This is a genomic window from Citromicrobium sp. JLT1363, from assembly GCF_000186705.1.
GTDB lineage: Bacteria > Pseudomonadota > Alphaproteobacteria > Sphingomonadales > Sphingomonadaceae > Alteriqipengyuania.
This window is the reverse complement of record NZ_AEUE01000004.1, coordinates 108,721-122,168: the sequence shown is the minus strand read 5'-3', so window position 1 is coordinate 122,168 and position 13,448 is coordinate 108,721. Positions and strand designations below refer to the sequence as shown.

Below are 13,448 nucleotides of genomic sequence, written 5' to 3'. Positions count from 1 at the left end.
TGCACGGTCGATGCGTAGGGGGGCAGGCCGATGCGAATGCGCTTTTTATTGATCCTGGCGGCGGGCACGGCGGCGCTGCTTGCCTGTTCCGATAGCGGCAATGCCGGGCCCACGGAACCGGCCGCGCCGCAACAGGCAGCTGGTCCCGACCCCGCTGCGGACGATAGCGAGGGGGTCCCCCAGAAACGTCTGGTCGACTGCGAGCTGACGGTCGAGGGCACCACCTATATCGACGAAATCTGCGAGTTCTCTCCCCATGGCGAGGAGGGTGAATTCCAGATCAGCAGCGTGGAGTATTTCGCGCAGGTCTCCATCTTCGGGGACGGGTCGGCCTGGGGCACCTGGAATGGCACGCCCAACGCGACTCATGCGCAGACGCCGCTGGGCGATCTGACCCAGGATGGCGCCTGCTGGGTTGGCAAGAGAGCCCGGGTCTGCGCCCGCGCGCTCTCGCCCGAGGCCGAGAAGCAGGCCCGCGCCGCATGGCCGACTGCCGGATGGCTGCGTCCCGATGCGCCGTTCTACTGGCAGCAATGCCTGGGGGCGGACGGCCCGCTGGAGGCGGGCGCGCCCATCGTGCTGAGGCCATGCAAGAACAAACGGGACCGCATTTTCGAGCTCGGCGAAGATGGCACCCTGACCATCGCCGACCGGCCCGACCTGTGCCTCGATCTGGAAGCTCCGGGCATGCAGAAGCCGCCGATCCTCATCGTGAACACGTGCGGCGCCGGGCCTGCGCGCTTCGTCCACGCGGGCGGAGCCGGGCGCTCCGGCGCCATCAGGGCGCCCGGCGGACTGTGTTCGACGATCCCCGAGACCGAAGAAGAAGACGGCGCCGCCCCCTACTCGGTCGTGATGGAGCCTTGCGAGGATTCATCGGCGGGCGTGATGGCCTTCGATTTCACCAACTAGCGGTGGCGGGAAGCTTCGCCGAAGCGCGGCCTGATGCCCGCTAAAGAATAGCTAGGCGCACGCGAACCCATTCTCGTTCGCGCCCGTCACGCACCCGCGCCATGTAATCGCCCATGGCAAATACCGGCACCATCTACCTCGTGGGCGCAGGCCCCGGCGATCCAGACCTGCTGACGCTGCGCGCCGCGCGGCTGATCGAGGGGGCGCAACTGATCGTCCACGACGGTCTGGTCGATCCCGCCATCCTCGATCTGGCAAGCGCGGACGCAACGCTGATCTCCGTCGCCAAGCGCCGTTCCAAGCACACGCTGCCGCAGGAAGATATCTGCGCGCTGCTGGTGCGCGAGGCGCTTGCCGGGCGTGATGTGATCCGTCTGAAAGGGGGCGATCCGCTGATCTTTGGGCGCGGGGGCGAGGAAGCCGAAGCTGCTCGTGCTGCGGGTGTGCCTGTCGAAATCGTGCCCGGCATAAGCGCCGCCAATGGCGCAGCGGCGGCGGCGCAGATCGCACTCACCCACCGCGACGCGGCCAGCATCGTCAGTTTCGTCGCGGGCCAGTGCAAGGGCCTGTCGGATCAGGACTGGGCAGGCCTTGCGGGCAAGGGCCGCACCCTGGTGATCTACATGGGCGTGAAGACCGCCGGGCAGATCGCCGACAAGCTGATGGCGGACGGCCTTTCGCCCGACATGCCCGTGGCCGTGATCGAGAACGGCGCACGCCCTGAAATGCGCGTGCTTCGCGGGCTCCTCGCGGGCCTGCCGGACCTTGTGGAACACGAAGGCGTCGTTTCCCCGGCACTGATCGTGATTGGGGAGGTCACCGCGCGCATCGATGCGCATGTCGCCGCGACCGCCATGGAGGCAGCGCAATGAAGCTTATTACCGGCAACGATCTGAAGACCGGCGCGGTTACCTGGTGGACCGGCGATGACTGGTCGATCCACATCGAGGACGCAGCCGACGCAGGCGACGAAGCGGAAGCCATCGCCACCCGCGAAGAAGCCGCGCGCCGCGTCAATGTGCCCTACGTGATAGAGGCCGAAGCCGGCCCCGACGGTGCCCCACGCCCCGCCCATATCAAGGAACGCGTGCGCGCGCTGGGCCCCACGGTCCGCGTGGACCTGACGCTCAAGCCCGACGATCCAACCGCCGCACAGAAGGTAATCTGATGTACGCCTACGACCAATACGACCAGGCGATGGTCGATGCGCGCGTCGCCGAATTTCGCGACCAGTGCGAGCGGCGACTGGCAGGCAAGCTGACCGAGGACCAGTTCAAGCCGCTGCGGCTGATGAACGGGCTCTACCTGCAGCTGCACGCCTACATGCTGCGCGTCGCCATCCCCTACGGCACGCTGAACGGCGGCCAGATGCGCGTGCTGGCCGACATCGCCGAGAAGTACGATCGCGGCTACGGCCACTTCACCACGCGGCAGAACATCCAGTACAACTGGATCAAGCTGGAGGACGCGGGCGACATCCTCGCCGATCTCGCGAAGGTCGAGATGCATGCGATCCAGACCAGCGGCAACTGCATCCGCAACATCAGTTCGGACCATTTCGCGGGCGCCGCGGCGGACGAGGTGGCGGACCCGCGCCCCTATGCGGAGCTGCTGCGCCAGTGGTCCAGCTTCCACCCCGAATTTTCGTACCTGCCGCGCAAGTTCAAGATTTGCGTAATAGCGAGCGAGAACGACCGTGCAGCAATGCGCCTGCACGATATCGGCATCCGTATCGTCGAGAGAGACGGCGAACTGGGTGCGCAGTTCTATGTCGGCGGCGGCATGGGCCGCACCCCGATGATCGCCCCGCTGATCCGCGACTTCGTGCCGCTCGACCAGCTGGTGACCTATTCGGAAGCCTGTCTTCGCGTGTACAACCGCTACGGTCGGCGCGACAACAAGTACAAGGCGCGGATCAAGATCCTCGTCCACGAGCTGGGCGCGGAGGAATATACGCGCCAGGTGGAGGAAGAGTTCGCCCACCTGCTGGATCAGGGCGTCGAACCGCCGCTGGCCGAGCTGGAGCGGATCAAGGGCTTCTTCCCCGATCCCGCCTTCGACGCGGCAGACGCGGAGCCTGACCGCTCCGACCCCGATTTCGCGGTCTGGCTCGATCACAACACCCACGCGCACAAGATGCCGGGCCATGTCTCCGCCATCGTCAGCCTGAAGCCCGTCGGCGGAATTCCCGGCGATGCGACCGATGCGCAGATGCGCGTGCTGGCCGATCTGGCGGAGAAGTACTCGTTCGACGAGCTGCGCATCATGCACACGCAGAACGTCGTCCTGCCGCATGTCAGCAAGGCGGATCTCTACGCGCTGTGGCAGGCGCTGAACGAGGCGGGCATGGGTACGCCCAATGCGGACCTGATGGGCGACATCATCGCCTGCCCCGGCCTCGACTATTGCAGCCTCGCCAATGCCCGCTCGATCCCCATCGCGCAGCGCATTTCGGAGCGTTTCGCGGCCAAGGGGAAGGAAGCCGCGCTGGGCGAGCTGAAGCTCAAGATTTCCGGCTGCATCAATGCCTGCGGGCACCACCATGCAGGGCACATCGGCATCCTCGGCGTGGACCGGAAAGGCACCGAGAACTACCAGCTTCTGCTGGGCGGATCGGAGGCGGAGGACACCAGCCTCGCCAAGATCACCGGCCCCGGCTTCGACGAGCATGGCATCGTCGATGCGGTGGAGACCGCGGCCGACGTCTACCTGCGCGAACGTACCGAGGGAGAGCGCTTCCTCGACACCTATCGCCGGATCGGCATGGCCCCCTTCAAGGAGGCGCTTTATGACTGAGCAAGCCCCCCTGCGCCTGCGCGAAGACGAAGCCTGCATGGAACCTGCAGTGACGCTGGAAGCGTTCGCCGGGCAGACCAATGCGGTCGCCGTGCGGATCGAGCCGGGCGAGGATACGCGCGAGCTTCTGCCGCATCTCGACAGGCTGCGCCGGATCGACATCGCCTTCCCCGCCTTCACCGACGGGCGCGGCTATTCGGCCGCGCGCATCCTGCGCGAAGCAGGCTTTGCGGGCGAGCTGCGGGCGGTCGGTGACGTCCTCGTCGACCAGATCGCCTACATGCGCCGCTGCGGCTTCGATGCGTTCGATCCCGATGCACCGCTCGACCCGAAAGACGTCGAGGCGGCACTGAACCGCTTCCCGCAGGTGTACCAGTCCGCCGCCGACGCCAGCACCCCGATCTGGAGCCTGCGCCATCAATGACATGCGCGCCATAGACCGGCTCGACCCGAGCCCCCGCTTCACCGAAAGCGGCGCGATCGATCTCAATCGCCAGTACCGCGCGATGGAGACCGAGGAAATGCTGCAGGCCTTGCTGGAAGACGGCAAGGCCGGGCGCATCGCGCTCGTCTCCAGCTTCGGGGCAGAAAGCGCAGTGCTGCTGCACCTGGTCGCGCAGGTCGATCCGGGCTTTCCGGTGCTGTTTCTCGAAACGGGCAAGCACTTTCCCGAAACGCTCGCCTACCGCGATCTGCTGATAGAGCGGCTGGGCCTCACCAACCTGGTCAACCTGCATCCCGACCCGGAAGAGATCGCCGCGCGCGACGAGACCGGCCTGCGCTGGTCCTACGACCCCGATGGCTGCTGCGAGCTGCGCAAGGTGCGCCCGCTGGCCCGCGCACTGGCCGGTTTCGACGCCACGCTGACGGGCCGCAAGGCCTTCCAGAGCGCTACCCGCGCCAATCTGCCACGCTTCGAAATCGACAGTTCGGACGCAGCGGGCCGGCTCAAGATCAATCCGCTGATCGACTGGGATGCAGAGCGTATCCAGGCCTATTTCGAGCAGCACGAGCTGCCGCGCCATCCGCTGGTCGAACGCGGCTTCCCCTCGATCGGATGCGAGCCGTGCACCCACAAGGTCGCGCCGGGCGAAGACCCGCGTTCGGGCCGGTGGAAGGGCTGGGACAAGGTCGAATGCGGCATCCACAAGCCGGGTGAGGAGCCGTTCCTGTAAGGTCCGGCACCAGACCGCCGCGCGCGCCTATTTCTGAAGCATGCCCGCTTCGCGGTACCACTTCGCTGTTTCGTGCAACCCTTCGCGGGTGAGGATTTCGGGCTTCCAGATTGCACCCGGCACCGCGCGCTCGGGCGCGACGACCCAGTCCTTGTGCGCGAGGTAGCTCGCCCGATCGCGGGTCAGCCGGGCATTGCGCCCGCGAATCTTCTCGTCCGCATAGGCCGCCGCCTTCAGTGCGAAATCGGGCAGCGGGACCACGTACACCTTCCTGCCCACCGCCGTACCGATGCTGCGTGCCAGATCGGGGTGCGACCAGCCATGGGCGCGGCCATCGTCAGGCTCGAAAATCTCGTGGCTGATCCCCTCCCCGCCCTCGCGCAGGGCGAGCAGCAGGCGGGCCAGATCGCGGACATGGATCATCGAGCTGCGCCCACCCGCAGGCACGGGCAGCACGCCCTTGGTCGCCGCGCGGAACATCTCCAGATAATCGGTGTCGCGCGGGCCGTACACGCCCGGCGGGCGCACGATCGTCCAGTCCAGTCCGCTGGCTGCAACGATGGTTTCGGCGCGCCGCTTTGAGAGGCCATAGGCCGAAAGATCGGGTTCGCGCGCCGCCAGCGATGATACGAAGATCAGCCGCTTGGCGCCCGCGCGCTTGGCCGCCTCGACCACGTTCAGCGTGCCGGTGACGTTGACGATCTCGAAATGGTCGAGATTGGTCGCGCGGGTCAGCCCGGCAATGTGGATCACGCATTCGGCATCGGCCACCAGGTGCGCCAGCTTGAAGGGTTCGTTCAGGCTGCCATCGACCCAGCGCAGGCCCCGCCGGTTCTCCGGCACTGTGCGCGCGAGCACGCGCACCCGCTCGCCCGAGCCTTCCAGCAGATCGAGCAGAGCCTGGCCGACGAATCCGGTACCGCCCGTCAACGCGAGCGTCATGCCGGGAAGCCTGCCGTGAACGATGTCAGATCGGCGACCAAGTCGCGTCCCCTTCGTCTTCCCCCTCGTCATCGGCGTCTTCGGACACCCCGCCGCTGCTATCGTTTTCGAGCGCGGTGACTTCAGGCAGATAGCCGAGCACCGCGTCGAGCAGCGCCTCGACCCCTGCCCCGGTCGCCGCCGACACGGGATAGACCGCGTCCGCACCCGCTGCCTTCAGCTCGTCTCCGAAGGCTTCGGCCAGTTCGGCATCGGCCAGGTCCAGCTTGTTGAGCGCCACGATGCGCGGCTTCTCTTCCAGGCCTTCGCCATAGGCCTCCAGTTCGGCCTCGACCGTGCGCATCGCCTCGGTCGGATCGTCGCCCGCGATGTCGATCAGGTGGATCAGCACGCGGCACCGTTCGATATGGCCAAGGAAGCGGTCGCCAATCCCCGCGCCGTCCGCCGCGCCTTCGATCAGGCCGGGAATGTCGGCCAGCACGAAGTCGCGGCCCTTGTGGCGCACGACGCCCAGCTTGGGCACCAGCGTGGTGAACGCATAATCGCCCACCTTGGCGCGCGCATTGGTCACCTGGTTGATGAAGGTGGACTTGCCCGCATTGGGCAGGCCGACCAGCCCCACGTCCGCGAGCAGCTTCAGCCGCAGCCAGACCCACATTTCCTCGCCCGGCTCACCGGGCTGGTGCTGGCGCGGTGCGCGGTTGGTGCTGGTCTTGTAGCTGGCGTTGCCACGACCGCCCATGCCGCCTTCCAGCAGCGTTATCCGCTGGCCGACCTTGGTGAAATCGGCGAGGATCTCTTCCTTGTCTTCCGAGAGGACCTGCGTACCCACGGGCACCTTCACCACCATGTCGGGGGCGCCCTTGCCGGTCCGGTCGCGGCCCATGCCATGGCCGCCGCGCGATGCCTTGAAATGCTGGGCGTAGCGGAAGTCGATCAGCGTGTTGAGCCCGGCGACGGCTTCGAACACGATGTCTCCCCCGCGCCCGCCATTGCCGCCGTCGGGTCCGCCGTATTCGATGTACTTCTCACGCCGGAAGCTGACGGCCCCAGGGCCGCCCGCGCCGGACTTCAGGAATATCTTGGCTTGATCGAGAAAATGCATTGGCCGGCAGGTAAGCTGAAACGGAGGGGATTGCTAGGCATAGGCCTCAAGGCGATCCGAACCACGCCCCCCGGGGAGGCCGCGTCGGATATCGAAACCCATGGCGCTGAAGAACCTGAACCGGAACACCTGGTGGAGCCGAGCGGGATCGAACCGCTGACCTCGTCATTGCGAACGACGCGCTCTCCCAACTGAGCTACGGCCCCGTTCAGGCGTTATTTTGCAGGACAACGCGGTGCGTCCCTGCACAGGAGCGCGGGCTAATACCGAACCCGCTGCAAACCGCAAGACCCTTTCGGCTATAGTGCCGACGCAAGCCCTACGGATTGGAGGCGAGCGGCCCCTGTTCCTTATCCAGAGAAGTCGTCGCAACCGCTTCGGGCAGCACGATCACCGGCTCTTCTGCGATGGCAGGCTCGGCCGCGCCAGGCGCCGTCTCGACCGCGGGGGCTTCCGCAGTCTGGGTTCCCGCGTCCTGCGGCCCGCCCCGGCTGCCGAGATTGACCGCGCCCGAGCTACCCTCGCCCGGCTGGGCAATCGGCGCATCGAGCATCCGCACGCCGTTGCCGGTCTCCACGGTGTCATTCTCCGCGACCTGGGTGGCCGGGCGCGTCGCGGGGTACAGCCCCGCGGGCGTGCCATAGAGCCTGTCCCATGTCGCAACATTGGTTTCGTAGCGTTCGAACGCGCGGAAGAAATCTTCGAACACGCCCTCGAAACGGGTCAGCGCGCGGGCGGAAAAACTTCCCAGATCGGCCGGAGCAACCAAGACCGATTCGTTGCTCATCTCCAGCGCCGCATCGCAGAACGCTTCCTTGGCGGGCGGCAGGGTGAAGTAGTTGTAGACCTTGGTCATGTAGTTATCGAGCTCGGCCCGGCCGGTGCGACGGTCGCCGTATTTCTCGCGGAATTCGGCCTCGACCTTATCCTGCGCTTCGTCCAGCCGGCCATCGAAATTCTCGAGGAAGAGCTTGTAGTTGGGCAGGATGTTCGCGTGTTCGGGCGACAGGCAGTTGAGCGCCGCCACGTTCAGCGCGGAGCGCACGTTCCAGGTCGTCTGCGCGTCCGTGATGTAGGCATTGATCGTCTGGCGCACGCCATCGGCTGCGACCTGCGGGACGACCATCAGGGTACTGGCGCCCATCGGCGGCATGGGCCGCGCGGGGATCGGCGGCGGCGGCGGAGGCGGCGGAGGCGGCGGGGGCGGCGGCACGGGCGTCGCACAGGCGGCAAGCAGGCTCAGCGCGCCAGTGACAAAGGCGATGCGCAGCGGCGACTTCAAGTCGGCGGACATATTCGAAAAGCTCCCATCCCGGACCGGATCACGCGCCTACGGTTAAGCACGGCGGCCCTCATTCGCTCCTACTCACCATAACGCATGAATTCTGAATAGAAAATGCCCGAGACGGGTTGTTCCGTCCCGGGCATCGCATTTCAGGTTCGCCCTGCCGGATTTCGCGCTATTCGCGCGCGACACCCATAAAGCGCAGCAGGAACAGGAACATGTTGATGAAGTCGAGGTAGAGGCTCAGCGCCCCCAGAATGATCGACTTGCCTTCCCAGCTGGTGCCACGCAGGCGCTGGTAATCGCTCTTCAGACGCTGCGTGTCATACGCAGTCAGGCCTGCGAAGATCAGCACGCCGAGGATGCTCACCGCCAGTTCCAGCGCAGCGGACTGCAGGAAGATGTTGATGACCATCGCGATCAGGATGCCGATCACGCCCATGATCAGGAAGCTGCCCCAGCCGGACAGGTCCTTCTTGGTGGTGTAGCCGAACAGGCTGAGGCCTGCGAAGGCGCCGGCGGTGGCGAAGAACGTCGCCGCGATCGAACCGCCGGTATAGACGAGGAAGATCGTCGACAGCGACAGCCCCATCAGGAACGCGAAGCCCCAGAACATGAGCTGAAGCGTACCCCGGCTAAACTTTTCCGCGCCAAAGCTCATCGCAAAAACAATGCCCAACGGCGCGAGCGCCACGATCCACATCAGCGGGGAACCGGCGAAACTCGCCGCGAGGCCCGACTGTGCGGTCAGCAGCGCGACGATACCCGTCAGCAGCACGCCCGAGGTCATGTAGTTGTAGATCGAGAGCATGTACTTGCGCAGACCCGCGTCGTAGGTCGTGCGCGAGGCGACATCGCCCCCGGCGCGCGGCACAGAGCCGAAACCCTGCCGTGTGCGGTCGTCCCATTTAGCCATTTTCAAGCCACTCCGTTTGCCGGCTGCGATATGCGCCGGTTCATCGGAGAATATCGCGTCAAATCGCCGAAAATTCAAGGGCTGCGGGTCGATTTTAGGCTTAACAGGCGTTCAGGTTCACCCACGCATTTCTGCGGTTTTTCGCTCAGGCCTCGCCCGCAGCGTCGATCATCGCGGCCTCCAGCGCATCCGCCGGGCTCTTGTTGCCCCACAGGGCAAACTGGAACGCGGGATAGAACCGGTCGCATTCGTCCACCGCGCTCTCGATCAGGGCCTGCGCCTGCCCCACGCTGAGCATGCCGTCGTCCGGCAGCAGCGCACCATGCCGATAGACGAGCACGCGCCCATGGCTCCAGATATCGAAATGGCCGAGCCATACCTGCTCGTTTACCAGGCCCAGCAATTCGTATGCACACGGCAGCCGGTCCTTGCCCACGCGAATATCGGGCAGGCAGATCAGCTGCAGCACGCCATCTTCGGGCCGCAGCACAGCGCGAACCTGGTACTTGACCCAGGCGCCCTGGATTTCGCCGCCCAGTTCCTCATCGGCATGCGTGTCCAGCGCCCAGCCCCGCGCATCGAACAGCGCGGCCAGCACGTCCATCGGGGCACCATAATCGTTGCCGAGTTTGTCTTTCAAAGCGGTTGCCATCTGCGATCCCTAAACGCTCGTTTACCAAGTCGATGCCTTGTGACGCATCGCCGGGGCGGCGCGCAAACGGGCCCGGTAACGCTTCGGGGTATAAGCCAACGGGCTTGTTCACGCCTTGTGGGAAAGCGGTTTTCCGGTCGATCAGGTGGCCTGCCGAGTCAGCGCAGATCCTCGATTTCCTGCCCTTCGGCACTGGTCCAGACGAAGGAATCGATCTCTTCGCTGGCCAGCGCGTTCAGCGCCTCGCGCGCGGCCGACTGACTGTCGAACGGGCCGGCCAGCAGGCGGTTGGTCTGGCCCCATGGCGTCACATAGGGGCCCTTGCCCTTCAACACGTCGAACTTGCGATATTTCAGGCGCCAGTCGCTGCGCAGCAGGCTGCGATTCTGGCCGATACCCAGCTGCAGCCATATCCGGCGCGGCGCGGGTGGCGGCTCGGGCGCGGCTTCGACTTCGCGGACCGGCTCGATGGCGCTGATGTCGACCACATCCTCGCCAGCCACCTTCACCACCGTCGGCTGGGAGAAATCGGCGAAGGCATCGGCCAGATCCATCTGGCCGGTGGCGCTGCCCGCGCTCGCCGCCTGCGCGGTGGTGGAGACCGCAGCCGGGTCCGCGCTCGATCCTGCCTGTGGCGCCTGCGCAAGGTCGAAGCTTGCCGCGTTCGACCGGCGCGATTCGGGCTGACCCGGATCGACGGTGGTCACAGCCACCCGCGCTGGCGCGCTGTTTTCAGACGTCGAAGCGGTTGAAGGCTCCGTGGCCGCGGCGATTGCCGCCGGGGCTTGCGCTGCCGCCTGCCGGGTGGCCGGCACCTGTGCGGTGGCGGGCCCGGTCGCAGCGGGACGGCTGCCGGACGCCTGCCTGGCTGGCGCTGGCGTCTGCACCGCCACCTGCTGGGGCGTCTGCGCCGAAACCGGCACCGCAGCATCCCCCGCGGTGGCGCTTCCCAGCGGCTCGCCTCGTGGTTCGAGCGTGCCATCCGAAGTGGGGCGCGGTCCGATCACCCCCGCGGCATCGGCGATGCGCGGATCGTCACGGCCAATACGCGAGGCGGAAGGATATATCCCGAGGTTCGCAGCAGCCGCCTGCTGCGAGCGGGTGAGACGCGGCATGAAGCGCAGGTAGGGCTCCATCCGCCCCGCCAGATCGCGCGGCATGACCGCGCGCGCGATCTCGATCGCTTCGTCCGCATCGTCGAGAATCGCGAGCCCGAAGGCACGCGTGCGGTAGGCAGCAAAATCGCGCGCATCGAGCAGCGGCTTCAGCGTATCCTCGAACGCACCGCGCTCCCCCGCAATCGCATAGCTCAGCGCCATGCGCTGGCGCACCGCGCTATCGTCCTTCAGCGAAAGCGCCCGGCGATAGGCGGACTGCGCCGCCTCGTTCTGCCCGACGAGATCATGGGCAAGCCCGCGATCGGCCCACATCGAGCCGCTCGCGATACCCGCCTTTTCCGCTTCCTCGAACAGTTTGAGCGCCTCGACCGGGCGACCGCCCCGAACGTAGGCAGCCGCCATGCCTTCGGCGATGCGCGGGTTCTCGGGCGACAATTCCTTCGCGCGGCCGAAAAAGCCGATCGCCGCCGCGGCATCGTCCAGCTCCAGCGAAGCGAGCCCTGCGGTGATGAGCGCATCGACATCGCGCCGGTCCCGCGCAAGGCGCAACAGGGCCCCATTGAGATCGTCCGCCGCCGCCGGCGGCAGCGGCTGGACGACCGCGCGCGATACCGTCTCGCCCGATTGCCCGAGCGCCGGCATCCCCACGCCCATCGACCCGGCGAGCAGCGCCGGAAGCGCCAGACTGCGAAACTTTGACCGACCCATCATCATGCCGGTTTTAGTGTGGCGGTTGGCGCCTGAACAGCCCCTGTGATGGCTCGTTCAGGCGTTCGTCCCGCTTACTGGTTGTTCTGTCGCCCCAGGAAACGCGGGATATTCAACGAGGAACCATCATCGTCGTCATCATCGTCCTCGTCATCGGGCGCACCACTGCGGGACAGTTTCGCCATCCTTTCGAACAGCGTGCCACCGCCCTGCGGAAGAGGCGGGGCAGGCTTCTTGCCACCGCCCTCCGCACCGGAAACGAGACCGCGACGACGACCCGATTGCGGCGCCGACTGCTCCTCTGGTTCCTGCGGTGCGGGCTCAGGGGCGGAAGAGGGCGCTTCATCGCCGAGAAGCAGTTCGTCCTCCGCATCATCACCCTGCGCCTGGGGCACGGAGCCCAGGTCCAGCGTGTCGTCATCGTCGGACCCGTCCCATTCGCTCTGCGGCGCACCTTCGGTCTCGCCCCTGTCCGCCTTGGGCCGCGAGAACGGACCCTCGGAGCGGCCCTCGGGCGCGCGTGGCGGGGCGGATTCGGCCCCGTCGTCCTCTTCGGGATTACGAAGGCCTGCCAGCGGATCGACGATGTCGTCGACATCTTCGCCGTCTTCCTCGTCCTCGCCATACGCCATGTTCTGGCCCGCGTCCTCCGCAGCCTCGTCGTCGAAGGATCGCGGAACGGTGGGCATGTCGCGCATGGAGCCGGAAGTCTCGGCCTGCTCGCCCTGCTCCTCGTCGGGGCGGGAGAAGCCGATCGGCTGGCGCTTCGACTCTTCCCGAGGCTCGGGCGCAGAGGCAGGCTTCGCGCGCGGTATCGCCCCCGGCGCGTCCGCATTCTCGTCGATCCCGGTGGCGACGACCGAAACACGGATTTTACCTTCGAGGTTCGGGTTGAAGGCAGAGCCCCAGATGATGTTCGCGTTCTCGTCCACCAGTTCGCGGATATGGGTCGCGGCTTCGTCCACCTCGACCAGCTTCATGTCCTCGCCACCGATGATCGAGATGATGACGCCCTTGGCCCCCGCCATCGACACGCCTTCGAGCAGCGGGTTGGCGATCGCCTGTTCGGCGGCCTCGCGGGCGCGGCTTTCGCCCTCGGCCTCGCCGGTGCCCATCATAGCCTTGCCCATTTCCTCCATCACGGACTTCACGTCGGCAAAGTCCAGGTTGATGAGGCCCGGCATGGTCATGAGGTCCGTGATCGAACGCACGCCCTGCTGCAGCACCTCATCCGCCAGGCGGAAGGCTTCCTTGAAGGTCGTGTCGCGGTTGGCGATCAGGAAGAGGTTCTGGTTCGGAATGACGATCAGCGTATCGACGTGCTGGTGCAGTTCCTCGATCCCGGCTTCGGCCGCACGCATGCGGCGCGTGCCTTCGAACAGGAACGGCTTGGTCACGACACCCACGGTCAGCACGCCCTTGCGCCGCGCCGCTTCCGCGATCACGGGCGCGGCGCCGGTGCCGGTGCCCCCGCCCATCCCGGCGGCGATGAAACACATGTTCACGCCTTCGAGCGCTTCCTCGATCGCCTCGACCGTTTCCTCGGCCGCAGCCTTGCCCAGTTCGGGCCGCGCGCCCGCGCCCAGTCCGCCGGTGCTTTCCGGGCCGAGCTGGATGCGATTTTCCGCAGGCGATGTGCTGAGCGACTGCGCATCGGTGTTGGCGACGATGAAATCGACGCCCTCGATATTGGCTTCCATCATGTTGGCGATGGCATTCCCGCCGGCACCGCCGACCCCGATTACCGTAATACGGGGGCGCAGTTCGTCGGAAGGATCGGGGCCGATATTGATACTCATAAACTCTTCACTCCGTGAAATCGGTTCAGCACCGATTTCT

The 13,448-nt window shown here is 66.3% G+C and carries 13 protein-coding genes and 1 tRNA gene; 6 read left to right on the top strand and 8 right to left on the bottom strand.

All coding sequences use genetic code 11. The annotated features are described in order from the left end of the window. The first annotated feature begins 36 nt into the window (after window positions 1-36). The 6 genes from ADAD_RS15715 (at window position 37) to ADAD_RS0107415 (ending at window position 4,883) form a co-directional block, all read left to right on the top strand. The gene (locus ADAD_RS15715; protein WP_139020385.1) at window positions 37-912 is read left to right on the top strand and encodes an RICIN domain-containing protein; all 876 of its coding nucleotides are present in this window, start codon (window positions 37-39) and stop codon (window positions 910-912) included. Window positions 913-1,025: 113 nt separating this feature from the next. Beyond that, on the top strand, window positions 1,026-1,784 hold the full coding sequence (cobA, locus tag ADAD_RS0107435; protein WP_010411902.1) for a uroporphyrinogen-III C-methyltransferase: 759 nt from the start codon (window positions 1,026-1,028) through the stop codon (window positions 1,782-1,784). Next, a complete protein-coding gene (locus ADAD_RS0107430) occupies window positions 1,781-2,080 on the top strand; it encodes a DUF2849 domain-containing protein (protein ID WP_010411899.1) in 300 nt (99 codons plus the stop codon). The genes cobA and ADAD_RS0107430 overlap by 4 nt, the downstream gene beginning before the upstream one ends. Then, window positions 2,080-3,708 (top strand): nitrite/sulfite reductase, encoded by a 1,629-nt coding sequence (locus ADAD_RS0107425; protein WP_010411896.1) that lies wholly within the window; start codon window positions 2,080-2,082, stop codon window positions 3,706-3,708. The genes ADAD_RS0107430 and ADAD_RS0107425 overlap by 1 nt, the downstream gene beginning before the upstream one ends. Continuing rightward, window positions 3,701-4,132, top strand: a complete 432-nt coding sequence (locus ADAD_RS0107420) for a DUF934 domain-containing protein (RefSeq protein WP_010411894.1) — start codon at window positions 3,701-3,703, stop codon at window positions 4,130-4,132. The genes ADAD_RS0107425 and ADAD_RS0107420 overlap by 8 nt, the downstream gene beginning before the upstream one ends. 1 nt (window position 4,133) lies before the next feature. Beyond that, the gene (locus ADAD_RS0107415; RefSeq protein WP_010411890.1) at window positions 4,134-4,883 is read left to right on the top strand and encodes a phosphoadenylyl-sulfate reductase; all 750 of its coding nucleotides are present in this window, start codon (window positions 4,134-4,136) and stop codon (window positions 4,881-4,883) included. A 27-nt stretch (window positions 4,884-4,910) separates the two neighbouring features. On the opposite strand, the gene ADAD_RS0107410 is transcribed toward ADAD_RS0107415, so the two are convergent. The 8 genes from ADAD_RS0107410 to ftsZ all read right to left on the bottom strand — a co-directional run bounded on the left by ADAD_RS0107410 (window position 4,911) and on the right by ftsZ (window position 13,408). Continuing rightward, the gene (locus tag ADAD_RS0107410; RefSeq protein WP_010411885.1) at window positions 4,911-5,825 is read right to left on the bottom strand and encodes an NAD-dependent epimerase/dehydratase family protein; all 915 of its coding nucleotides are present in this window, start codon (window positions 5,823-5,825) and stop codon (window positions 4,911-4,913) included. Between the two features lie 25 nt (window positions 5,826-5,850). Next, the gene (gene obgE, locus ADAD_RS0107405; RefSeq protein WP_010411878.1) at window positions 5,851-6,930 is read right to left on the bottom strand and encodes a GTPase ObgE; all 1,080 of its coding nucleotides are present in this window, start codon (window positions 6,928-6,930) and stop codon (window positions 5,851-5,853) included. A gap of 130 nt (window positions 6,931-7,060) precedes the next feature. Then, window positions 7,061-7,136 (bottom strand) — tRNA-Ala (locus ADAD_RS0107400). 113 nt (window positions 7,137-7,249) lie between these two features. Then, window positions 7,250-8,224 carry a hypothetical protein gene (locus ADAD_RS0107395; protein ID WP_010411874.1) on the bottom strand — a complete coding sequence of 325 codons (975 nt, stop codon included), beginning with the start codon at window positions 8,222-8,224 and terminating at the stop codon, window positions 7,250-7,252. Window positions 8,225-8,390: 166 nt separating this feature from the next. Beyond that, a complete protein-coding gene (locus ADAD_RS0107390; protein ID WP_029139982.1) occupies window positions 8,391-9,131 on the bottom strand; it encodes a Bax inhibitor-1/YccA family protein in 741 nt (246 codons plus the stop codon). A gap of 145 nt (window positions 9,132-9,276) precedes the next feature. Further along, window positions 9,277-9,783, bottom strand: coding sequence for a YbjN domain-containing protein (locus ADAD_RS0107385; RefSeq protein WP_010411869.1), 507 nt, complete (start codon window positions 9,781-9,783; stop codon window positions 9,277-9,279). A 158-nt stretch (window positions 9,784-9,941) separates the two neighbouring features. Next, window positions 9,942-11,543, bottom strand: a complete 1,602-nt coding sequence (locus ADAD_RS0107380; protein WP_237700794.1) for an SPOR domain-containing protein — start codon at window positions 11,541-11,543, stop codon at window positions 9,942-9,944. Window positions 11,544-11,683: 140 nt separating this feature from the next. Then, window positions 11,684-13,408 carry a cell division protein FtsZ gene (gene ftsZ / locus ADAD_RS0107375; protein ID WP_010411864.1) on the bottom strand — a complete coding sequence of 575 codons (1,725 nt, stop codon included), beginning with the start codon at window positions 13,406-13,408 and terminating at the stop codon, window positions 11,684-11,686. Between the last annotated feature and the right edge of the window lie 40 nt (window positions 13,409-13,448).